Consider the following 23,961-nt stretch of genomic DNA (forward strand, 5'->3'; position numbering starts at 1 on the left):
AAGCGACGGCTGCGGTTTCAGAGAGTTGTTGATCGATGCCACCAGCACCAAGCCAATACTGCGGAACGCGGATGACCTGCATCCGTGCCTGTTGAACACAGTCCACTGTCGAAATCGCACTTATCGACCCTCCTGCGACGACCGCATGAGATGCCCTCGATGAAGGCGCGGGCATGCGCCAAACCGCGGGAAACGACTCCCAATAGTTGTCCGCCAACGGAGATGGCGCCGGCCGCCGGCAGAAGGGCTCGACGATTACTCGGCCGCATCTCGGGTACGAAGATCGAGGACCTCGACATCGCCTCTACCATCCCCCGGCAGCGCAGCGCCCGCATGGTCGGCGACCTTCTTGTTCAAGTTCACGGATCTGCGCACCAAGCGCCCCGCAGCGTCCCGTTCATATCCGAGATCCGCAATGAACTTGGACATGATGGTGTACCCTACCTTGACCTTATCTTTCTTGAAGGCCTGCCAAAAGGCGTGAATGCTCACCGACGGATCAGCCTCGATCGCCGAGCGGATGTAGTCCTCATGACCGTCGAGTTTGCCGGCGGGAGGGACCTCTCCGTGCTCGTTGTAATGGGCGACCCAGGCCGTGAGAGCCTTCGCGCTCACTCCGAGACGCCGCGCGACGAAGAAAACTGACAAGCCGGTCTTGACTTCCGCGACGGCCTTACGCCTGACGTCGGTCGGTACGCGTTTGGCCGCCCTCTCCTCGATCTCGACATCCTCGATCGCCGGCGGCAACGAGGAAACGACCCGCTCGAAGCTCGCCCTGCCGTAGATCGGGAAGACGCTCTTGCTCCATTCGGAGAGCGGCTCGATACCCACCGACTTCAGCCAGCGGCCGACCTCATGTTCGACCTTGAAGGGCGATCGCTCGAGCATCTCCGGTAGAAAGATGAACTTCCGTGCAGCGGCGGCTACGTCCGAGCGCCGATAGACCGTGCCGCGGCCCTCGCGCTTGCTATGGAGAAACCCGGCCCGAGCCACCTTCCAGACGGAGCTTTCCGCGACGTTGAGCATCTCCGCCGCTTGGATTCTGGTCACCCAGGCACCCAGCGCCGCCGGGCGCTTGGCTTGCTCCAGCCGAACGAGCGTCTCGAAAGCTTCGATGTCGGCGGGCGCGACCCACTTCCGCCATTCATTTCCATCATCCCGAAGGAGCTCGACCTTGATGTCTCCGGACAGGATCAGCTCGATGATCGCCGTCCACGGCACCGGCGAAGGTAGCCTGCGAGCCGCATTCCACAAATGATTTCTGATCGACCGGGCAGGATCGGCTGGTGCTGCGCGCTTCTTGATGGCCATGAGGAGCGCGTTGACGGATGACGCGCGAAAGACGGTCTTGCTGTCCAACATGGACTTTACCGGCTCCTCGATCCTCTCGACAACTCCCCGGTCGGCCAGTTCGTGGAGTTCGGCAGTCGAGATCCGAAGGGCTGCTTTGGCTCTGATCTCGTCCATCGCGTCCTTGTACAGGGCAGCGAACGGCGCAATCTCGTCGCGGTTCATCAGGACCGGCGACTGCTCGGTATCCGCACGCCTGGTTTCCACCATCCCGGTTCCGGCGAGGCGCTGCAGCGCGTGCTTGGAAACACCGAACAGTTCGTGCGCTTGCTGCATGTTTAGCCAGGGGCCGCCGGACTTCGGCTTGACCGTACCGAGACGTCTCCGGACGAGCCCCAGTTCGCTGGTGTCCGTCAGGTCCCTCTGAAGGCTTTCGACAAGGAAGGCTCGGACGACCGGCGCCAGGCTCCGATCGTTGACGGTCCCTGCGAGCGGACCGACTTCAGCGAAAAGTCCGTGAGCGGCCTTTCTTTCCGACATGCGCGCGCGCAGCCTGGCCGTGCCGGCCGCGAAGCCGTCTCTGCCGCCGATGATCATTCTGCCGGCGATCTCCAACAAATCGGGAGTGAACCCCTCGAAGTCGCCGGCGCGCAACGGCCGGCCTACGAAAATCGTCTTTCTGATGAATTCCGGGCGGAAGCAGCTCGCGATGGCAATGACGGCCTCGAAGACGTCGGAGTTCGACGCTTCGGCCAGTTCCGCCGGAAGACGTGTGCGCGCGACTTCGCGCTTTTTTGGATCCGGATTGACGAGGTCTACTACGAAATCGATCGCTTCCTCGTCGCCGAATTCCAAAAGCGGCTGCGGAAAGTCGCGCAGGTCCGTCTTAGGGAACCCTCGGTCAGTCACGCAGGTTTCACAGTGCGTCGGGCCTCGGACGAACCACCACCGCAGCTTCTCTCCGCAGACGGGACACGTGACCAGCAGGCGTTCCCGCGTGGTGGGATCGAAGCACAACGGTCGCAAGTCCCAGATGGCCCTGTGGTACGGCGAGAGGGCAAGCGCGCGGGGGGACACCCTTCTGAAGATAGTCTCCAGATACTGGGTTCGGAGCTTCGTACCGAAGAAATCGATCGGCGCAGTGCTGCGATGGTCGAAACTCCCTCTGGGGTGAAGTCGTCGAACGATATCCTCGCGGTCCACCTTGAAAAGTATCGCCAATGCGTCGGCCTGCTTTTCCGATATGCTCACACCGCTAGGATTGCCGAACGGCTGCACGCCGGCGAGCGCGAGCCCCCGCTTCAGTCTGTCGATGGCGGTTCTTTCCAGGGCACGACTGAACAACCCGAGAAGGCTCTCGCCTTCTATCGGCTTGGGCATATCGGCGGCGAAAGGGCGGATTTTAAGATCGGACATCGTTGAACCCAGGGTGCCTAGCCAAGTTCCTTGACCGCTTCGAGAGTCTGAGCCTGCGGCCCCTCCGCGAACGGATCGTAGACCTCGACCTGATGGCCGTTTTCGTCGACCTGCGAGGTCTTCCAAGCATAAAACGCGATCTCTATATCCTTCCATTCAATGCTCCGCCGCTTGTCACGGTGGGCGAGACGAAGGGCAATGCGCAGCATTCGGACCACGTTTCCGACGACACCTCCCGACATGTCGTAAACCATGGCCCGGCTCCGAAGGTCTTCGATCAGACCGATCCTTCTCTCGACGATGCCATCGCGCTCCATTTGCCGATCGACTTGTCCGACGAACTTGAAGAAGTATCGGCGTTCGCTAGGAACGTTGAGGTTGACCGGATCGAGATTGATGTCTGCGATCTTCCGTGAATTGAGCTCAGGGTCTGCCTCAAAGAGACGGTGAGCCTTGGCGGTGCCCATGACGACTACGGAGAACACGCCCTCGTTGACGAGGCTTTTGATCGCCTTGGCCATTGGGCGTGCGGTTGCGATCTCGTCTTGTCCGATCATGTTGTTCGCCTCGTCCAGGACGACGATGAAGGTTCTCTTGGAGCGCGCTATATTCCGGATCGCCCTGATCGCCTGATCGGGCGAGTAACCATGCGACGATCTACGCACTACGTCGGCCTGGGGATCTTGGAACGCTTCGAGTATCTGGACCTGAAGCTGTTTCTCGTTGCGGGTGGACGAGCGAAGCGTCACTATGACTACGGGCATTTCACCTGGACGGCTCTTGTTCCACTTTTCGACGATCTTCTCGACCGAAGTGGTTTTGGTCGACCCCGTCGGACCAATGACGGAGATCACCTCCATTTCGCTGTACTTGATGGTCTGGCCGTTCTTCTCCGCGTCTGCCTCGTGCTTCCGATCGATGGCGACGACCGCCTCCGTCTCCTCCATGAGATCGCTTATCTCGGCCTCGATCATGTCGAGGCGCGTGTTATCGACCTTCATGTCCTTGAACCGCGCGCGGATCGAGACTAGAGTCTCGGGGCGGGTTGGCTTGGGTTTTGCGTTGCTCATTGTCATTCCTCACCATCGAGAAACTTGTCGAGATCGATGTCCGGATCTCCCTTCTTGGAGTCCGCGGCCTTCTTAGGAGCTGGCTTGTCCTTTGCTTTTCGGGCTCTAGTCGCTTCCTTCTGCGAGGCCGCCTCGCGAGCTCGCTCCTTGGCGTTCTCGGTGGCGGCCGCGGCGCGGGCCTCCGCTTCGGCCTCTTTCTTGTCTCGCATGGTGCGCGCCCTCTTCTTTTTCTGCTTCTCGCTGGGCGACTTGCCCTTGGCACGGCGCTCGTCTTCCTCGCGCTCGAAGGCGGCCACCTGTTGCGGGACGAGGGTCGCCTCACCGTAGCCGTTGACCGTCGGTTCTGCCGTCGCAAACAGCACGTCGGACGCGGCGATCGGCGCGTCGTCGGGGGCGGTAGATCCGACAGGTCGGTCGAACATCCCCTGCGACTGAGCAAGGCCGCGGACGGCTTCCTTGGTGTCGCGCATGGGCAGGATGCCCGCGATCCGCTCCCATTTCTGGCGGAGCTTGTTGCGCGCAATCCACTTCTGTTGGTCGGTCTTGAACGGAATTCCAGTTTCCTTCGCGAAGATGCGGACCTTCTCGGCGTTCCAGAACGAGATCGGTCGCGTGAACTCGCTCTTTGCGTCGCGCTGGCGATGTGCGCCAGGCGGCATCATGACGAACTGGCGATCCCGGTTCGGCAGCGTGACGAAGCGCGGCGGCTTGACGCCGTCGTTCCAGACCTGGATGCAGCTTGCGTCGATTGGATCCCATTTGATCGTCACCCAGCAGCGTGCGCTGCCGACTGGCGAACTGGACTGGTCGCGACGTTTGGCGTTCCTGGAAAGGTCGTCGAGGAGCTTGGACGTCTTTTGCTGGTCGTGGAAATCCATGTGCTTGAACCGGATGCCGCGGCGCGTCAGACGCACCCGCGCCATCCGCCCGAGCAGATGATCGAGCGCGTTAATGTCGGAGATAACATCCCTGCTCTTCAGCCTCCGCTTCCAAACCTCGGCCGGGATGTCGTCGATTCCCGTATGAAATTCGTCGTGGTAGCCGACGATGGCTTCGTGGATGATTTCGTCGAGCGAACCGAGGCTGATCACGGCGTCTTCACGCGGCTTGACGTCGATCAGACGCATCTCGGTCGGACCAGCGGGAACGCCACCGGGCAGCTTGTGGAAGAGGCGGTCGTTGAGGGTCTTGAAGAAGCGTTCGCCCACCACTTTGTATTGCGGCGTTCGGACGGGGGACCAGATGATCTCGGTGCCGAGATCGCGTAGCGCGTCCTGCAGCGACGGGCTCTTGAATTCCCATGCAGAATCAACGAGTAGCGTCTTCGGTAGGCCCCAGGCGTCCCAGATTCCTTTGATGTCGGGAAACAGCTTGGACATGTAGTTTTTGTTGCGGTTGACGCGCTTGAGCGTCGTCAGGACCGAATGAAGGCTGGCCGGCTCGAAGGAGACCAGATAACCAAGAATCGTTCTCGTCGCGACGTCGATCGCGACCGTGAGCGTCGGGCGACCGAGCGGAAGTAAGAACTCGTTGTCAAACACGACGAAGGTGTCGATCACCGTGTGGTCCATAACGACGAGTTCGAGCGGTTCTCGGGCGTAGAGACTGTCCTTTACGCCTTCGAACTTGAGTGTGGCCTCGCGGGGAGAATACTTGCGAGCCCAATTGTTCTGGTTGATCGTGCGGTTGATCCGTCGGCGCAATGTCTCCATGCGGCGAGGAAAATCCTCAGGGGGGACGCCCGCGTTGGTCATGAGGTCGCGGAAGTATGCGTGTGCGTCCGTGTACGTTCTAGGCCGCAGGCTCCAATAGAAGTCGACCGCCTGGTCAAGCGCCTCTTCGACGACCTTGCCGAAGCGCTTCCTCTCCGTCTTCCCGCGCAACGACCGGAATACACGGAGCGGCCGATTGCCGGGTTCGCCGCAATTGACGATCGCGTTGTAGAGTGCAGTCGGATTCACAGGATGGTTCAGCAGTTTCAGACGATCGTCGTGCTTGAAGCCGCCGATGAAGTCCTTGAGTCCCCTGCGGCCGAGGGTCGGGCCCTTCGCATCGTCCCATTGGCGAACGAAGAATTGCAGCGTGCGCGCGCGAATGGCTTCCGGCGAGAATTCCTCGCCCGGCGCGAGTTCACCGAGATCGTTGACCGACTTGGGCCGGCCGTCAGACCGTTTGAAGATATCAATCTTCTTCGCCTCACCGGCCCCCAACATGTCGACAAGCCGGGTCTCGGACAGCGGAAGCCGGGCGCCAGTGTTCTTGATGAACCATAGCGTCTCGTCTTCCCATTCCTCGAGGAAACGGAAGCGCCCGTCCGGAAAATCAAAGATGTCGCCAGGTTTGAGATTGAGAGTGGTCATGAAACCTCCTGTCGGGACGGCGCCTAGCGCCGCCCCCTTCTTTTCGGCTTCGTCACTGCGCTATCGCGCGTGATCCTCCTGGTGATGTCGATACCTGCCGAACGCGTGCAGACGAGCGCGTGAAGCACCTTCCGAGCGCGGTTCTCCGAGAGGCCTCCCGCGGCCGCGATCGTCTCAATCGCCTCGGCGTGTGCGATCACACCCTTCGCTTCGAAGGTTTCCTCCATGGCGAGCCGCTCGGGAGTGCCGATGTAGGCGAACTTGTCGGCGAAGATCGACTGCGCGTTCGGAAGAAGCGGATCGATGTCCACATCGTCGTCCGCGGCCACGATCCGGAAGGTCCAGCCGACGGCTTCATAGACTTTCGCGGCCTTCGCGATCTTGAAGGCGTAGTCGGGATCAGCGTCGATCTCATCGCGCGACTTCTTGACCTCGATGATCTCGATCGTCCCGTCAGCCATCCTCCGCATCAGGTCGGGGAAGTAGTCCAGTCGACGACGCCCTCCCTCCACTCGGATCTCGAGGCGATGCGGCTGCGCGAGGAAACGCTCGACAGCGGTGTCCGCTTCGGAAATCATCATCAAGTGCCGCTCGCCAAAACCTTCCCATGGCATGGCGCGCTTCGACTTCCGCGAGACCAGACGTCCGACCGGCTTATTGTGGGCCCTTTCCACGAACGTCCGGATCGGATGCCAGTCGGGCGTTTCTACGATCGTCGCCTTAGACACCGCGATCATGGTCGCGCGAGTATGATTATCTACACTACTCATGACTGATAACTCCCCAAGAGACATCGGCGCGCGGATCGGCCATCCATTCGGCATTGATCTCGACGACGATCGACGACATTCGGCGTTCGCCGATCAGTTAGACAAAGTCTCCGATCGTGACGCGCGCCTGCGAGGACGCGGACTCTGCAAGGAGGTCTCCCGTCTCGCGATCGCGACAGATGACTTGGCAATGCGCGACCAGGCGGCTTTCCCGATCGACGAAAACCACGATGTCCCAAACGACCAGCGGCGGTCGGGGAGCGATGAGCGAAAGTGTCTTGGGTTTGGTGCACATAATGCATGTCCTTCCTTCGGGGTGGAGGAGGCGCGGCTTCCGATTGCGATCGACATCCGGTCGAAATCGTTCACCGTGCCGCGGGCAAAGCTCCGCCGTTCCCACAAACGAGCCGTTTGCGGGTTTGCTTCGGCATTACCTTCGGGCTATGGACTGCGGTGTTGAGACGTGGTGCCCACGACCTTTCATCGGATTCAGTGCAGATGCCGAAGGCAGCGCTCCTCGAGGCGAAGACCGGGTTCGAAACTTCCCGGTCGTCCGACGTGAAGGAGCGACTCGCTTTTCAGCGACGCCCACGACGGTCCGTTCGGCGCGCATGTCAACGCGCCGCTCGATCATGCTCAATAAGGTTCGATGCCCCTCGACCGCCTCTATATGCCGCGTTAAAGCACGTGCGAGGCATCCGGTGACTTAGCCGGAATCCTCCTAAGCGCGACGATCGCCTGAGAGATTGCTCCTCGGGTCAACTTGTGCCCGAACAATCTCCACATCGCTTCGTCAGCGTGCGCGGACTTCAGTCGTTGAGGGGAACCGGCGGAGCCGCCCAAGACGTATCGCGCCGTTGGGAGACGAGATTACGGAGCTGGATCAGCTCCGGACGACCACGGGATGTATCATGGGAACTCCTCGGGCCGGCGGATGCCGGAAGTTGGTGCGGACTGGAAAACGCGTCGAGGAGAATTCACCTCGTCCGCCGGGCGGATCCTTCCGGATCTCGGCCGAGTCAGGCCTTGCGCACAAAGCGCAACGCCGTCAAAAGTGTGATCGATTTGGGGATGGTTGTTCTTTATACACGCAAGCGCTCTATACTGCAAGCGCTCTCCATTCCATTCACCTCGACGGCTAAAATTCTACGAAATTTGCCTTCATAAGTTCCTCGCACGCCTTCTGAAACAGAGCCCGTACGCGCTGTTGGCACGGATGGGCTCGGACCAGGCACTCGGCGATGCCGGCAGGATCGCCGGTCAGCTGGTTCGCCGCCGGACGACGATGCGGTAGTCGCCCATCTCGGCCAGATCGGATTCTCGGCCGTTGCGGGCCGAGAGTGGTCACCGTCAGACCGCCATCATTGCCACTCTGCTACCGGGCGAGTGGCAGCGCGTATCCGCACTCAGGATCTTGAGCAATCCGCAGCGGATCCGTAGTGGGCAACCATTGCAAAATCGATACTTGAGCGTCGACGTGGCTGGCGCTGCCTCTGCGCTGTCCGCCCATCTTTAGCCTACGCGATCGCGAGATATTGCTGGCCGACTTGCGCCGCGCAGACTTCCTGCCTCCGCGATAGTGCGCGGGATCACCGTCGATGCATTCGGCACCGACGCAGATTTCATCGAGCGGACCGATCCTCCGGTCTCCGCTGCGCTTCCGCCGGTACTTTCCAGTTCAGCGAAGCATCGTAGCAGCCGTGCAGACGATGGCAGACGTCACATCGGACGCCGGCGCGAACCCATATAGTGTTCTCGGTCACGCCCAGGATGCGCACGGCCCAACAGCCGACTCCAGCGGCCACCCCTTCCGCCAGTCAAGCCCAAAAAGCCAATATTCCCAACGCTTGGGCGCTTTGACTGACCAATGGCGATTAACCAGTGGATACTGGTCCAGATCGCCCCCTAGGAATTCAGGCGCGCTTGTCCCCAAGACCTTTGGATGCCTTTATCGGCCGGGGCACCCGTGTAAGGTGTGCTTGGTGGGGGGCACTAGCATGCCGATAAGTACAAATCAGCTCGTAGAATCGATCGACCCAACAAGAACCGTTCTGTTCTTCGGCTCGGGATCATCAATTCCGTCTAAGGCCCCCTCAGCGCAGGCACTAGTCAATCATCTGGCGAAGAAGTTCAGTTTGCCGACGACGGGATTCAACCTTTCCGAAGTCGCCAGCCTTGCCGAGCAGAAGCATTCTCGCGCTGAAGTAATTGCGGTCATTCGTGATCTATTCAGGGGCCTCAAGCCTACCGGCGGCCTTCTTAACCTGCCCCTTTACAAATGGCGGAGTTTGTTCACGACAAACTATGACGATCTCATCGAGCAGTGCTATGCGCGGCGATCATTGCCAATCGTTCCAATTTCTTCGAATTTCGATTTTGGTCTCGATCCGAATCCAGCTGCGATCAAGTTATACAAGCTGCACGGAACAATCGAAAAAGACATCTCCGACGGCAACAAGTCGCGTATCATCCTGTCCGAGACCGATTACGACCAAACCATCGATTATCGGGAGTTCCTTTATGACCGCCTCAAAGGGGACCTCGCAGGTTCTCGTCTGATCATCATCGGGCACTCTCTGAATGACGCGGACATTCGCGATGTGGTGAACCGCGCCGCCGCGATTAATGCAAAAGCCGAAAACGGCGGCCAAATTGTTCTACTTCTCTATACCGAAGATCACGACCGCGCTGTCCTTTTCGAGCGTAGAGGCATTTCTGTCTGTTTTGCAGGAATCGATGAGTTCTTTGCGGCACTCACTCATAGACACTTCGGGGACGCGGACGGACGCGACACCTCCGACCCTCTCGACGGACACCCTGCTCTGCAGCCAGTAACCATCGACGTTGCGCACGCGTCGGACGCAAAGCGCGCCGATGCAAGCGCGATGTTCAACGGCTGGCCTGCGACCCACGCCGATATTCTCGGCGGGTTAACGTTCGAGCGCACCGTCGCGGGCACGGTAATGGACCATCTAAATAGCGAAAATGCGCTGGTCGCGATCATCCTTGGAGCGAGTGGCGTGGGAAAAACCACGGCCGCCCGCCAAGTCCTCCAGCGACTGAGGCAAGCAGGCACCCTTTGTTGGGAACACAAACCAGACCTCCCCTTACTTCCTGAACAATGGGCTGCAGTAGCAGAACAGTTGCGTGAACAAGGAAAGGTTGGCGCGTTATTAATTGATGATGCTCACAGCCAGCTTTACCCGCTCAACGAACTTGTGGATCGCCTGTTCGCGAACGATAACGGACATTTGAAAATCATCCTGACGACAACGCGACATCAATGGAACCCGCGCGTTAAATCTCCGACGCTATATCGCAATGGCAAGGAATTCGCCCTTGTTCGCCTCTCGAACGAAGAGATCGAACGCCTTCTACAACTCATTGACATCAGCGAACCGCTGCGGCGCCTTGTCGAGCCGATGTTTAGCGGTTTCTCGCGACCTGAACGCCGCCGACGCCTGATCGATCGGTGTGAAGCAGATATGTTTGTTTGCCTAAAGAACATCTTCGCGTCGGAGAGCTTCGACGACATCATCCTTCGGGAATACGCAGACCTCGTTCCTGAGCTTCAGGACGTTTATCGATACGTGGCCGCCATGGAGACGGCGGGCGTGCGCATACACCGCCAGCTTCTAATTCGCATCTTGCGAATTCCGGCACAAACGATCGCAGCCGCGCTTGACCGCTTAACTGATATCGTTAGCGAATACGACATTGAGCCAAAGGACGGAATCTTCGGCTGGCGCACTCGGCATCCGGTCATTGCCGCGATCGTTACTCGGTTCAAGTTCAGCGACATCGCTAAGGTAATCGATCTGTTTGATTTGGTGATCGATAATCTAAGCCCAACCTACGATATCGAAATCAGGACTATCCGCGAACTCTGCAACGTCGATACAGGCATTCCCCGTTTGCCTGAAAAAGATGTCCAGAACCGCCTTTATAGAAAACTAATGTCGTTAGCTCCTTCGGAGCGGGTGCCGCGCCACCGGTTGATACGCAATTTGATCGGTGCTGGAGCTTACGAGAAGGCCGAGACCGAAATTAGAATTTTCGAGAAAGATTTCGGAGCGGACGGTCCGGTATATCGTTATAAGGTCCAGTTGTTGCTCGCTCGCGCTGTGCGCGTTCCAGGCATTCTCCCGGAGGATCGCCTACAAATCCTCGACTCCGCTCGCGAGATGGCCCTACTCGGCATCAGTCGCTTCCCGCTCAACAAGACGTTGCTGACTGCATATGCGGACGTCGGGGTGGAGTATTATCGCAGAACAAGCTCTTACGCATATTTCGACGAAGCAATTGAAATGCTCAAAAACGCTGAGGAACGTCTGGGTGACCCCGACGTGTCTCGGATCATCAGTAGGTACGTGCGTCGAATTCAAGGTCAAGTGTCCGAAAGCAGCATGGACGAAGATGATGACTAATTGGGGCGGCCCGACACCACTCAACCGGACAGCCGAAATCGCCATATGGCTCGGAATGCTGCTGCTGTTCCTAGCTAGGCGACGGAGTACGTGACCGTCGAAAATTCCCCGACCATGGTCAATCACTTTGGTTAGCGGCTGGGGGGCCATGAATCTTTTCAACGAAATTGGCGGAGCATGGGTCCGCCGATAGGCGGGAGCGCATCACGGCGACTGACAACAGATTGTGTGCTGGGAGCACTATGCACTGCGCAGATGAGACCTTGACCTGACGCCTGCGCTCGCCACGAAGCGGGAACGAAAGGATCGTAGCGGTCTGTTGAAAAGGTTGGCAGGTCGGGGTGGCTTGTTGAGTTTGCCTATAAGAAGATCAGAAGATCGCCACCTAGATCAACTTTCGGATGGATTATGTAAGGATTTTCTCCAGCGTGGCAGTTCGTGCAAAATCCGCCCTGTTCGTTGTTGAGGTCGAAGCCACCACCGCGTAAGCCCTTCGCGGGCTCCATTTCTGTCCCAACGCAGTTTTCTTACTTTTTACACAAACCCGCACTTTTGACCACGCGCGGCAGCACAAAAAGACATTGCGAATTCATTCACAACCGAAAATAGTATCTTTGCCACCGTATCCGGTACGGAGAGGCAGCGCCGGGGAAGCGATATCAGGGAGAACAGATGACTCGTCATACGATTGAAGCAAACGAAAAGCCGATACTTGATATCTTTTGCGACAAGTACCTTTTCAGTATCCCATCATACCAGCGCCCTTATGCCTGGACCACCGAGCAGGCGAGCGAACTTCTTGATGACATAACGACTGCTTGTGGCGATGCGGGGGATGTCGCTAACGCGAGCCCGTACTTTCTTGGCAGTATCGTCCTGATCAAAAACCCTCTGGCACCTCAAGCCGACGTCGTAGACGGCCAGCAGCGCCTTACAACGATAACCATACTCCTTTGCGTTCTCCGCGACCTGGCGGATGCGAAAATCGGGCAAGCAATTCATAACTACATTTGCCAGACCGGCGACCCGATCAAGGAGACTGCCGACGTCTTTCGCTTAACACCCAGGGAGCGGGATGCCGAGTTCTTCCGCTCGATGATCCAGAATGACGCGCAAACGAAGAGCTTGCCCGATGCCCGGCAGTATTCGGACGCGCGCGCCCGCATGGTCGAGAACGCCGCGTTTTTCCGCGAGAAGCTGAAGGACGTGTCCGATGAGCGGCGGCGACGGCTCACGATGTATATCGCGCAACGCTGTTATCTGGTGATAGTGGCGGCCTCCGACCAAGAATCGGCCTTCCGGATATTCTCCGTCCTTAATTCACGCGGGCTGGATCTATCTCCCGCTGATATTCTCAAGGCCGAAATCATCGGCGCCTTGCCCGTCGATAAACAAGACGATTTCACCAACATTTGGGAAGATATCGAGGACGAGCTGGGGAGGTCGCGGTTCGCTGAGCTTTTCGGCCATATCCGGATGATCCATCGAAAGCAGAAGATGCAGGGCACGCTGATCGCGGAGTTCCGCGAGTTCGTGCCGAGCCGGAAGACCCCTGCAAACTTCATCAACAAGGAATTGTCGCCCTACGCCGAGGCATATGAGCAAATCACCGACAAGAGCTTTGTAAGCTTTAAGCACGCTGATGAGATCAACCGCGAGCTGACGCACCTGTCCCGCCTGGACAACTTCGACTGGCAGCCCCCCGCGATCGAGGTCATTGCCCGAAGAAGGGAGAGCCCAGAGTTCATTCTTCGTTTCTTATCTGACCTGGAGCGGCTCGCCTACGGCCTTTTCCTCATGAGGAGCGATCCGTCCGAGCGCATTCGTCGCTACGGAAAGCTGCTCGGTTCAATTCAGGCTGGTGACGATCTGTTCGCCGCCGCGTCGCCTCTCCAGTTGAGCGATGACGAGAAGAAATCCGTCCGGGAAGCCCTGGAGGGAGACATCTACAAGGTCACGCGCATCCGCTTGCCGCTCCTGCTCCGGCTTGACGAATTGCTGTCCGGCGGAAGCGCCGTCTACAATCAGCCGATTGTCACCGTCGAACACGTGCTTCCGCAGAATCCCTCCGTGGGAAGCAAATGGCTGACTGATTTTCCAGACCCGTCCGAACGCGAGCGGTGGGTTCATAAGCTTGCCAACCTGGTTCTTCTCACCCGCCGCAAGAACTCCCAGGCCAGCAACTATGACTTCGTGGAGAAGAAGGAAAAGTACTTCGCGATGAAAGCTGGTGTCGCCAATTTCGCGATCACAAGCAACGTACTGAAGGAAAAGGAGTGGACGATCGCGACACTAAAGCAACGCCAAGCCGAGATCATTGGTGCCATTACCCAGTTCTGGAGGCTCGATTGAGCCGCGCGCCTAGCAGCCGCTCCTCGACAAAGCATTCTTCCACGCACTGCGCTGCCTCACCTTTAGCATTGAGGTGTGCTAGGCTACTTGGGTTGCATTCCCATCGGTCTCAGAGCGCTGCCCTTTGAGTTCGAGCGGCTGACGGTCAGCTTTCGAAGCGGTTAGGTACGGGGAGGAAATTTCATGTTTGACGTTGATTCATCTCCACTGGCTCGTCGTTTTTTTATTCGTGCTTCAATGGGAGCCATGGCAGCGGGATTCGCTGCGCAGGCGTCGCCTGCTCTCGCGCAGACTGCTTCCTCCATTGCGCGACGGCTCCCGGCGAAGTGGTTTGTCGAGGATGAGACGGAAACGGAGACGTTCGGCATCTGAAGACTGAGTGATCCCAATCTCAGCGCGACGCAAGGAACGCCAGAGCGACGCATTTATGCAGCTCGGCGCTCCCACCTCTTCCCCGCCGTCCTCCTCTCCAGCGGCCTTACATAGGAACGGCAGTTTTCACTCAACTGGGTCGTGGACAAGTCTTACCAAGGGTGGTAAAAGGGCATTGTTTCATCTGAAAGTATAATGCACATCGGGAGCAGTCATATGTCTATCCGAGATGTCAAAAATACCCTTGAAACCGAAATCAAAATTCCTAAAGAAAGCCGTGAATTGAAGGACGGCGAAGTGCAGATCGTCGTAAAGGCCGGAAATGCGACCGTTACACTCTCTGTTCACGACAATCAGGTGACGGTTTCGACCTTAAGAGATCCTAACGGTCGCCACGCGGTATTGGAAGCTGTACCCGACAGTGTGAGCCATAGGCACTTGTTGAGTTCGCAGGAAGGCGCCTTCGATTCGGCTGTCATGGTTGTGAGCCAAATAAACGAAGCCTGAAAGTGGCGGAATCCAAATCCCGATCCTTTGCTGAGAATTCGGTAAATGTCCGATATTTTCAGGATTCTTCGCTCGACGGCGTTTAAGCGCGACAACTGGCGTTCCTCTCATTGCGTATGGCGCAAGAGTTTTTTACCTGCCGATTTGCTGCAAGTGTCGCAAATCGAAGCCATGCTGGACGCCAGTCTTCTGAAATGGCCATATTTTACGATACTTCAGGATGGGCGGTCGCCGCGCCCAGAAAGCTACACCTTCGCACGCGATGTCATTGGTCAGAAAATCGACGGTTTTGCCGATGCCCGGGCGATCTGGAGTTGTGTCGGCAATGGCGCGACACTGAAGCTCAACGATCTGTCGGACTGGAATCGTGATGTCCGGCGCCTCGTCAGGGAGATCGAGGACTGCTTTGATGTCGCGGCGACCTCCTATGCGTTTCTGACACCCGACAACAATCGCGGGATGCTGCCACATCGAGATGCTGCGCATGTCTTCGCGTTCCAGATCGAAGGGATCAAGGAATGGCGCATATACGCAAACAATCATGACGCCCCTAGCCATGCAGGGCTGGATATCAACGATATCCGGCCAATGGAAGTCATTGGCCTCGAGCCGGGGGATGTCCTCTATCTTCCTCATGGTCTGCCGCATGATGCGATGGCGCGCAACGGCCGGTCGTTTCATCTGACCGTGACGGCATGCGAACCATCGCCGGAGGACCTGCTCGAGGGACTGCTCCGAGAATTCGGAAAAGCTTGCCCCGATCTCGTCAACCGGCATCATACCCGTGCCTTGCCGGAAAAATGCGATGAGGTTCGCAAAGAACTGCTGGTATTGGCGCAGCCTGGAAACTCTGCTCGATGGCTAACCAGTGCGCTGGCCCATTGCCGGGCGAAAGGGGGCTAGATGCCGAGCGAGGGCTGTCTGGCGGGTTCCCCGTCTGGATTGGAGGATCTGGTCGGAGACCGGCGCAATTTCTTCGCGACCTATTGGGCGAAAGAACCTGCCATATTCGATTCAAATGCAGACCTCTCTTCGCTAATCAGCGAGACGGAAATCTGGAATGAATTGGAATGCGGCTTGCTGAGCCGCCCCTATTTTACGGTTTTCAACGAAGGTGTCCGCTCGGCGATCCACAGCATCACGACGACGCGCGTGGTCGCCGGGCACCGGTTGAATGGCTTTGCCGATGTTGATCAGATCAAGGCGGAATTCGCCCAGGGCGGAACATTCAAGCTCAGCCAGGTTGAGCATTGGCACAAGGCCATCAAGAGCCTCGTGAACGGGCTGCGGGATTCCTTTGCTGGCAATCTCGAGGCCTTCGTCTTCCTGAGCCCGCCGGGCAAGACCGCCATGCGGGCGCATACGGACGGCGCGCATGTGTTTGTTCTTCAGATTGCCGGCGAAAAGGATTGGGTCGTCGGCCGCCTGAATGAAAGCTCGCACAGTAATTCCACCTTGCACGAAGGCGAGATCGATCCGGACAATCGGTTGGAATTCACCCTGCGCGCCGGTCAGGTTCTCTACATGCCGCACGGATGCCCGCACTACGCGACAGCCCGAACAGGCAATTCAATCCATCTCGCCATCACTATCGAGGAACCGACGGCGATGGACATGGCAAATGTCATTCTTGCCAACTTCATGGCGACGGAAACCTTTGCGGCATTGGAAAAATCGCACCATCAGTTGCCGATGCCGGACAAGATCCAGCGTCTCTCCACATCGTTTCAGCAATTCCTGATAGACAGGGATATTGAGACCATGCTGCGCGAGTCGATCGAATTGAGGAAACGTTGAACCCGGATATGGGGATTTGCGTATTCGCCGGGACCGGAGAGGCGCGAGTGCATGGCATGGCCGGATTTGCCCGACCGCGCGTGGCCGCAACGAAACAGGCCCTGATGCCGCTGCTGGCGAGCTACGGCATATCGCGCGTTTCGGAACTAACGGGGCTCGACCGGATTGGCATCCCCGTATTTTCCGCCGTCCGCCCATTGGCCGCAACAATGACCGTCAGCGCCGGAAAGGGGTTCGACGCGGATTCGGCCTGGGTTTCGGCGGTGATGGAGGCAATTGAGGCGCATGTGGCCGAGCAGTTCGAACCCGACAAGAGGGTCGTCGCGGCGGCGCGGGACCTCGACCTGCACTATGATGTCATGGCGCTCAATCGGCATCCCGCGTCGATTTGCGACCAACAAACCCGGCTGGCCTGGACAGAGGCGCTGGATATCGTGGACATGGCCCCGATTCATATCCCGGTGGAAGCGGTCGGTCTCAGGGGATGGTTCAAAGAGCAATGGCATCTCCCGACATTCGTCCGCACGTCAAACGGGCTTGCCGCCGGCAACACCCTAGCGGAGGCGACGCTGCACGCCCTGCTTGAACTGGTAGAGCGCGACGCCTTGGATCGGTCCTCAATCTCGGATGATAGCAGGATGGACCTGGATGGAATCGGCGGCGTTTGCGGCGCCGCGATCGCGGCGGTTCGAGCCACGGGAACGGTGATCAGCCTTTATCGGTTGACCTCGCTTGACGGCACATATGCGTTTGCCTGCTATCTCCGGCAGTCGGAAATGCCGCAGATATTTGGAGGATCCGGGTGTCATGTAGCGCAGCGGTTTGCAATCGAACGAGCCGTCCTGGAAGCCGTGCAGAGCCGTATGTCGATCGTAAGCGGTCTGCGTGACGACATTCCGGCTTGGATGTATGACGAGCTCAAATGCGGTCCACGCGATCTGCACGGGACCGCAGGACCAGGCCGCGTGCTTACCCCCGATCCGGACTGCAGCTCGGCCCCTGACGACGCCATCCGGAAAATCGTTCAGACCATTCACGGGCATACCGGGCAATCTGTTATCGCCATCGAACTGCAGCGCAACGCAGAAACATTTCCGCCCGTCGTCCAGGTTTTTGCGCCAGGAATGAGGCCGTCGCCGGAAATGAAGGTTCCAGCCTGAACCCGTGGATGCACGATGCCCCGGAAGCTTGTCTTCATCGGCCCGAGCCTCAGCGCAACGGAGCGCCCGGATGCCAAGGTGGAATATCTCGGCCCGGTCCGGCATGGCTCGCTGTTCTCATTGCCCTTGGGCCCAGGTGACATCGTCCTGATTGTGGACGGGGTATATCAACACTTCGCACCTCTCAGGCACAAGGAAATCATGGCGCATCTCGCCATGGGCGTGCGCATCTTCGGCGCCGCGAGCTTTGGCGCTCTGCGCGCGGCGGAACTGCGGGATGTTGGCGCCATTCCCCTAGGCAAGGTCGCTCGCGCATATTGCGACGGAACAGTTTCTGACGATAGCGAGGTGGCGGTGCTGCATTCTCCGTATGACCATCACAGCCGTCTGACAGTGCCGTTGGTCTCGGTGCGTTTTGCGGTCGCCGACCTGTTGGAGCGCCGACGGCTCGATGCCGATGCGGCGCAAGGCATAATATGCCTCCTGTCGGATGTGCACTTCACGCTGCGAAGCCTAGACGTCATGCGGCAGATTCTGGACCGGGCGGGTTTCGCGCCACAGGCAGAGTTGTTGCTGCAGGAGCTCCGCGGCAAGCCCGATGTCAAGGCTGAGGACGCTAGGCAAGCCATCCTCCATATCGACCGGCTGGAAGAATGCGCTGAAGCGGACTGTCCGGATATTCGGTGGCAAACATCATTTGCAAAGACGAGCGAATTTGAAACCCGGCGGGTTCGGGCCGGTTTTCCGCTGACCCATTGCCAGCTCAGCGCGTTCGCGCAGCTCTTGGATGCGGACTACCCGCAATACCACAGAAATTATGTGGCCTCCGTGGTGAGTAGGTCGAGTGCCGCTGGCTTCACTTCCGCCGAAGATGTGTTGCGCAGGGCTGGCTATTGCCGCGCGACCCTTGACAATAGTCCCTTCGGTAGCCCGACGGAGGCGACGCGCTCGTGGTCGGTTGCGGAACGGGTTCTAGTCCGGACTTTTCGACTAGCGCCCGGAACCCAAGCAAGGGTGACTTTGCCGGACGCATCGTGGGGGGCGGACGGCGGCGCGTTCCTTGTAGCAACCCTCTCCCGCCATCTGTCGCGGACCGGATTTGCGCCGGCCCGCGCAGCCGAATGGAAGGCCGCTCTAATGGCCCTATATGAGTGCCATTCAGATGGGGAGTTCGCCTTGTGCTGCATGGAGCGGGGGCTCTTGAACGTGAAAACTGCGCTTCGCTTGGCCTGTCAATTCGACGTCTCGCTTGCATCGGAGTGTGATGCCGCGCGACTTCTGGCACATGTCCATGCCTGATCGGAAACAGCCAGACAGCGGCGCGGCGACCGCGTTCTTCGACATCATCGCGATGGAGCCGCGGCTGACACGGATTGCCGACTTCAGCCGGACGCATCTGGTGGTTCGCGGAGAACTGCCCGATGCCGGCTCCGACAGCTATTTGCCGCGCCTGATGGTCTTCCAACTGGCTGCCAATGGAAGCTGGGGGCTTCAAGACGTTGTTTCCGGCCATACGGGCGTCAACCTCGCAGACGGCCGGGTCGCCTATGCGTCGGGGGCCGGCGCCGGCTCCTCGGTATGGATCTCGGCGGGCGCCGAAACGAACCATCTTGTCCACCGGCTCCAAGGCCGCATCGCGGCCATGGTATGTGGCGGCGATGGTACCGATATCTACTGCCTCAGCCAACATATCGGCGCCGCGCGGCCCGCAGAAGCAAACGGGGACCGGATGCCCGGCGCAATGCTGTTCACCGACCGGTTCGCTTCGATTGGCAAGACGCGTTCCAAGGCTGGGGCCTGGCAACTTGTTCGGCTCGACGCCGCAGACGGGCGGCACCTGTGGCAGACCGATCTGGCTTTTGAACCGACCGGCGAGATTTCGGTCATGGGTAACGGCAACCTTCTTGTCGGTGCAGTGGTGCAAGGAGATTGCCAGGATGGGCGGTTCGGCTTCATCCGGCTCGGGCCGGACGGACGCGAAATCGCCCGCTACCTAGACAAGAAAACCTCGTATTTTAGAGCGGTATCGGACTTGGACGGAGCAAAAGTCGTGTGCGCCGGCGTTTGTGTCGCCGACCCGCCGGGCGGGCTGCGCCAGCGACTTGTCGTGCTGTCTCAGGACGGCTCCCACAAAGAAGTTCGAGTGTCGGATGAACTCTGGCACCAGCCGGTTGGCTTTTGTAACCCCCGCCGACTGGTAACGCTTGCCGAGGATCGCGGTCGCAGGAAGCTATTTCTGCATGATCTTGACCGCGCCACCTCCGACTGTCTCGCCATAGATGGCTCGGTGCTGGATGCCAAGGTTATCGGTGACAAGCTCGCCTGTATCACCTCGTCACTAAGCAAGATGCCGTCGCTACAGCTCTTCGACATGGCCGGAGATGCTGGCATCACAACGGTGTTGGGCGCCCGGGCGCTTGATCTGGGTGGGAGCCTGCACGATGTCTCCCAGTCCATCGACAAGGATCTGAGCCTTGCCAGCAGGATCTGCCGCCCCGACCGCCCCGAAATGGCCGGTCTGGTCGTCATGTTCCACGGCGGCCCCTGCAAGACCTGGGCGGACTGGCCGTGGCGCTGGAACCCGTGGCCCTTCGTCCAGGCAGGGTTTGCCGTTGTCCTGCCCGACCCGCCAATGTCGGTGGGCTATGGCGACCGGGCGATCGACCTTGGCTGGAAGCGCTGGCGGACGGGCATTGCCCGCCATGCGGCACGGCAAGTGGAGATGCTTCGCGACGTAGTCGGATTAGCGCACAAGCCCTTGATCCTGATGGGGGGCAGTTTCGGCGGCTATCTTGCCCTGGCGACAGCGGAGCAGCTTCTCCCCGATCTCGTCATCTGTCACGGCGCGCCCGCCGACCTCCGGCAGGTGGCGCTAACATCGGATGTCCCCTGGCAATGGATCCGCGAATACGGCGCGCCGGACCTTTCCAACTCGGACTATAGGCGGGAAAGCCTCTGCGACTTCGCTAAAATGAAGGGCCGCAGGGTCGTGTTGTCGCACGGGTTGAACGACGATCTCGTCCCAGTATCACACGCAGTCGGTCTTTATCGCTGCCTGCAATCGGACGGCGTCGACGCCGCCCTCGCAATCTTCGACAACGAGCACCACGGCCTAGCGCGCATCTCGAACCAGCAGGAGTGGTTCCGTTGGATTGTCGGTGAAACGGTTGCCATCGTCTCGGCAGAGAACCGGCGGGCGCCATGACCGAGGCAGGTGTAACACCCCAGGCCCTTATCCTCGGTCTTCGCGGCCTTGGCGTTCACGAGGCGACAACCGTCATCGTTCACGCCTCACTTTCGGCTTTCGGCCACATACGGGGCGGGGCGGATACGCTATGCGCCATGATCCGGGAGGTTGGAGGCAACCGCTGCACAATCGTTATGCCCGGGTTCACGCCGCAATTGATCCACCCGTCCGTGCGCGTGGCCGCGCCGCTCACGCAGAAAAAGCAGGCGGAACTTGCTGAGGAAATTCCAGTCTTCGACAAGGCGGCCACCCCTGTCGGCCGAAAAATCGGCGCAACTGCGGAGACATTCCGCAAATTGCGTGACACGATAAGGTCATCGCATCCCTACACATCATTTCTGGCCAATGGCCCGGCCGCAGTGGAAATCGCCCGGCATCAACCTCTGGCTTACCGGCTTTCGGCAGCAGGCCCGCTTGGCGCGCTGTATGACCGGGATGCGCTGATTGTCCTGCTCGGAGTATCCTGGCAGCAATGCACGGCGCTGCACCTAGCCGAGTACACGAGCGCCTATCGCGGCCGCCGCTTCGGCAAGTGGCCGGTGCCGCAGCCAAGGCCGGCCGGGCATGAATGGATCGATGTCGACGATCTGTTGCTCTGGGAAGGCGACTTCCCGGCCATCGGACGATACATCGCCGAAACCCCGGCCATGCATATGGCGCGCCGATTGATCGGCAATGCGAACTGCACCGCTGTCAAGATGCGCCCCGCCGTCGATTTCGCCAGCCATTGGCTGGCTGCAAATCGTGATCTCAGTGCCTTTGGCACACCATCGGGATGGAAAGACCTGCAGTTTCGATAATGGGCTTCCACATTCAACTAGACTAGCGGGCCCAACGGAGCGTCAACGACTATGCAACTCGTGCGGACGGGGGATCAGATGATCTCGGTGCCGAGATCGCGTAGCGCGTCCTGCAGCGACGGGCTCTTGAATTCCCATCCGGAATCAACGAGCGCTGCTTTCGGCAGGCCCCAGGCGTCGCAGGTTCCGTTGATGTCGGGGAACAGCTTGGACATGTAGTTTTTGTGCGGTTGACACGCTTGAGCGTCGTCAGAACCGAATGGAGGCTGGCAGGCTCGAAGGAAACCAGGTGGCCAAGAATCATTCTCGTCGCGACGTCGATCGCGACTGTGAGCGTCGGACGGCCGAGAGGAAGAAAGAACTCGTTGTCAAACACGACGAAGGTGTCGATCACCGTGGTCCATGATGACGAGTTCGAGCGGTTCTCGAGCGTAGAGCCTGTCCTTTACGCCTTTTCGCGAGGGCTTGCGCGGCGCCGACTACAAAGCCAACCTGCAGGCGGCGGACGAACCGCGCCGCGGCGACCTCGACGGTCGCGGTAACCTCACGATGGCAGGGCTCATCGATTTCTGCAAATTCTTCCTGACACGTCGTGCAGCTTGTGGACCTCCCTGCCCGGTACATGGCACTCAACTTCCTCTTTCCGGACAATCCAGATCCCCTCTTCGGTAATGACAGCGAAGAGGTGTCGCGTATAGAACTCACCAAGAACGAGCTTGAGTTGCTTGGCAAGAAGGATGAGGGAGCGGCTTGGCAAAACTGGGCACAAATCAACCTCGCCATCTTCGGCACCATCTTTCAGCAGAGCATGGACAAGGGCGAGCGGCACGCGTACGGCGCCCACTTCACGCACGAGGTTGACATTCAACGGATTGTTGGGCCGACAATCGTTCGGCCGTGGCGCGAGCGTATTGATGCCGCGAAAACAATGGCGGAGCAACGACACGACCGAATGCCTGAATTGCGTTTATTTTGATTTCCGCGACGGCGCATCGAGACGACGGACAATGGCCAGCTTTTTTACAGGCGGCTGAGATTTAACAACAGATAGACTTGCCTTCTGCTCATTCGTTCGCCGTGCCCTTGCGATCGTCGTTCGGCTGGGCGGCGGCTTCGCGATGGGCGGTAGGCATTCGGTGCCAGAACGCGACCAGGACTGCCTTACGAACACCGTGAGTGACCGGCTCTACCCCGTGCCGCGTGCCTCCAAAAAACAGCACCCCACGATTCTTGCGAGGCCTAACCGTCACGCCATCTTCGAAAACAAAACTTCCGCCTTTGAGATCGTGCGTAGCGGCAAAACACATCGTGCCGGCTATCGCACACTCCATCCGCCGGGTTCGACGATAGAGGGTTTCGTCGAGGTCCGAATGCATATGTATGCCGTCACCTGGCCCGAAGGTGTTAATCCAAAATTCGATCCCGAGGATCTGGTCCTCGTCCAGACCCATGACCTCAACGGCGCGCTTATAGAAGCGGTGTAGATGAGACGATACTTTCGGGATGTCCGATTTAAAGGCCCAGTTGTATTTCCCCGCGACAGTATTGTCTTTCATCTTGTCGATGCGGTCTATCTCATCCTCAGGAATCGGAGGACTAAGGAAGTCGTCCATGATGACGACTGCGGTAGCGGGCAATTTGCTCGTGAAAGTTTTTACGGGTTCTTCAACGTGTTTCTCTGCGGCCATTTGAAAATCCTATTTCTCAATATGAAGACTGGTTCGGCATTTCACAAGCGAGAGCGGCATCGCGTTTCCCAAATACCATTGAGTATCGATTGCATCGATTTCAGTTGTATCCATGATTTTAGGTTCGAGCGTCATCGTCCGACGCTGCGCATCGGAAGACTCGACCAAGACCTCTCCAGGTCCCATTGCGAAATGCGAATGCAACAGAGTCACCCCAAAACGATCCAATTTCTTATGACGCCGCAGCACTTCCTTTAGTTCTGCGAAGCACTGCATGTCCTCCTCGGAGAGAGAGGCCATTTTTTCAAGCGGCTTAAGGGCTGGCAAAGACGACGCAACGCGACCGTCGGCCGCCTGGAACTCTGAAAGTTCTCGTTCGCTAAGTTTAAATCCCCAGACGGGGTCAATCGGATCGCGCAATTAAGCCTCCCCATGAACCGTCACCGGCCTCAAAGCACAATAGCAAATTGTTGGGGTGTCAAGTAGTAAATTTGCACGGAGCACCTTTTGGTAGTGAGAAGAAGCGCGCTCTGAGCTTGGTTGGACGGGCAGCAGCCCCGCTCATTGCTCGTCCGTGCCAGGCCAAGCGGGTTGGAGCCACGAAGTCCGAGCGCCGCACCTTGGACGGCTGAAGCAAAGCGGAAGCGCGGCATAGTGCAGCCGCAAGAGCATCAGCATAGCGCCGCGAAGCGGGATGCGGGACCG

19 protein-coding genes are annotated in these 23,961 nt (G+C 58.8%); 12 read left to right on the forward strand and 7 right to left on the reverse strand.

Features of this window, described 5'->3' with window-relative positions:
* Positions 1-255: 255 nt before the first annotated feature.
* The 4 genes from QA639_RS28655 to QA639_RS28670 are packed head-to-tail and all read right to left on the reverse strand — an operon-like array spanning position 256 to position 6,873.
* Positions 256-2,706: a transposase gene (locus QA639_RS28655; protein ID WP_283087785.1), complete on the reverse strand. Its 2,451-nt coding sequence runs from the start codon at positions 2,704-2,706 to the stop codon at positions 256-258.
* Between the two features lie 17 nt (positions 2,707-2,723).
* Positions 2,724-3,776: an ATP-binding protein gene (locus QA639_RS28660; protein WP_283087786.1), complete on the reverse strand. Its 1,053-nt coding sequence runs from the start codon at positions 3,774-3,776 to the stop codon at positions 2,724-2,726.
* 2 nt (positions 3,777-3,778) lie between these two features.
* Positions 3,779-6,136: an integrase catalytic domain-containing protein gene (locus QA639_RS28665; RefSeq protein WP_283087787.1), complete on the reverse strand. Its 2,358-nt coding sequence runs from the start codon at positions 6,134-6,136 to the stop codon at positions 3,779-3,781.
* Positions 6,137-6,159: 23 nt separating this feature from the next.
* Positions 6,160-6,873 (reverse strand): TnsA endonuclease N-terminal domain-containing protein, encoded by a 714-nt coding sequence (locus tag QA639_RS28670; RefSeq protein WP_283087788.1) that lies wholly within the window; start codon positions 6,871-6,873, stop codon positions 6,160-6,162.
* Positions 6,874-6,904: 31 nt separating this feature from the next.
* On the opposite strand from QA639_RS28670, the gene QA639_RS28675 reads away from it, so the two are divergent.
* From QA639_RS28675 to QA639_RS28725, 11 genes are all read left to right on the forward strand, one after another.
* A complete protein-coding gene (locus QA639_RS28675; protein ID WP_283087789.1) occupies positions 6,905-7,366 on the forward strand; it encodes a hypothetical protein in 462 nt (153 codons plus the stop codon).
* Between the two features lie 1,537 nt (positions 7,367-8,903).
* Positions 8,904-11,333: an SIR2 family protein gene (locus QA639_RS28680; protein WP_283087790.1), complete on the forward strand. Its 2,430-nt coding sequence runs from the start codon at positions 8,904-8,906 to the stop codon at positions 11,331-11,333.
* Positions 11,334-12,005: 672 nt separating this feature from the next.
* Positions 12,006-13,685: a DUF262 domain-containing protein gene (locus QA639_RS28685; protein WP_283087791.1), complete on the forward strand. Its 1,680-nt coding sequence runs from the start codon at positions 12,006-12,008 to the stop codon at positions 13,683-13,685.
* Between the two features lie 183 nt (positions 13,686-13,868).
* Positions 13,869-14,057: a hypothetical protein gene (locus QA639_RS28690; protein WP_283087792.1), complete on the forward strand. Its 189-nt coding sequence runs from the start codon at positions 13,869-13,871 to the stop codon at positions 14,055-14,057.
* A gap of 216 nt (positions 14,058-14,273) precedes the next feature.
* Complete coding sequence (locus tag QA639_RS28695; RefSeq protein ID WP_283087793.1) at positions 14,274-14,564, forward strand: hypothetical protein; 291 nt, start codon at positions 14,274-14,276, stop codon at positions 14,562-14,564.
* 45 nt (positions 14,565-14,609) lie between these two features.
* A complete protein-coding gene (locus tag QA639_RS28700) occupies positions 14,610-15,467 on the forward strand; it encodes a JmjC domain-containing protein (protein ID WP_283087794.1) in 858 nt (285 codons plus the stop codon).
* A complete protein-coding gene (locus tag QA639_RS28705) occupies positions 15,468-16,361 on the forward strand; it encodes a JmjC domain-containing protein (RefSeq protein WP_283087795.1) in 894 nt (297 codons plus the stop codon).
* 56 nt (positions 16,362-16,417) lie between these two features.
* Positions 16,418-17,521: a YcaO-like family protein gene (locus QA639_RS28710; protein ID WP_283087796.1), complete on the forward strand. Its 1,104-nt coding sequence runs from the start codon at positions 16,418-16,420 to the stop codon at positions 17,519-17,521.
* 15 nt (positions 17,522-17,536) lie between these two features.
* Positions 17,537-18,820, forward strand: a complete 1,284-nt coding sequence (locus QA639_RS28715; RefSeq protein ID WP_283087797.1) for a TfuA-like protein — start codon at positions 17,537-17,539, stop codon at positions 18,818-18,820.
* Positions 18,786-20,726, forward strand: coding sequence for an alpha/beta hydrolase family protein (locus QA639_RS28720; protein WP_283087798.1), 1,941 nt, complete (start codon positions 18,786-18,788; stop codon positions 20,724-20,726). Before QA639_RS28715 ends, QA639_RS28720 begins: the two co-directional genes overlap by 35 nt.
* On the forward strand, positions 20,723-21,568 hold the full coding sequence (locus tag QA639_RS28725; protein ID WP_283087799.1) for an AAC(3) family N-acetyltransferase: 846 nt from the start codon (positions 20,723-20,725) through the stop codon (positions 21,566-21,568). Before QA639_RS28720 ends, QA639_RS28725 begins: the two co-directional genes overlap by 4 nt.
* A gap of 74 nt (positions 21,569-21,642) precedes the next feature.
* Here the strand turns inward: QA639_RS28725 and QA639_RS28730 are convergent, their stop codons facing one another.
* Positions 21,643-21,783 (reverse strand): hypothetical protein, encoded by a 141-nt coding sequence (locus QA639_RS28730; RefSeq protein WP_283087800.1) that lies wholly within the window; start codon positions 21,781-21,783, stop codon positions 21,643-21,645.
* Between the two features lie 407 nt (positions 21,784-22,190).
* Here QA639_RS28730 and QA639_RS28735 point away from each other — a divergent pair, with 407 nt between their 5' ends.
* Positions 22,191-22,544: a type IIL restriction-modification enzyme MmeI gene (locus QA639_RS28735; RefSeq protein WP_283087801.1), complete on the forward strand. Its 354-nt coding sequence runs from the start codon at positions 22,191-22,193 to the stop codon at positions 22,542-22,544.
* Positions 22,545-22,632: 88 nt separating this feature from the next.
* On the opposite strand, the gene QA639_RS28740 is transcribed toward QA639_RS28735, so the two are convergent.
* On the reverse strand, positions 22,633-23,256 hold the full coding sequence (locus tag QA639_RS28740; protein WP_283087802.1) for a 2OG-Fe(II) oxygenase: 624 nt from the start codon (positions 23,254-23,256) through the stop codon (positions 22,633-22,635).
* 9 nt (positions 23,257-23,265) lie between these two features.
* On the reverse strand, positions 23,266-23,676 hold the full coding sequence (locus tag QA639_RS28745) for a hypothetical protein (RefSeq protein ID WP_283087803.1): 411 nt from the start codon (positions 23,674-23,676) through the stop codon (positions 23,266-23,268).
* Between the last annotated feature and the right edge of the window lie 285 nt (positions 23,677-23,961).

This window comes from Bradyrhizobium pachyrhizi, assembly GCF_029714545.1.
Lineage (GTDB): Bacteria > Pseudomonadota > Alphaproteobacteria > Rhizobiales > Xanthobacteraceae > Bradyrhizobium > Bradyrhizobium pachyrhizi.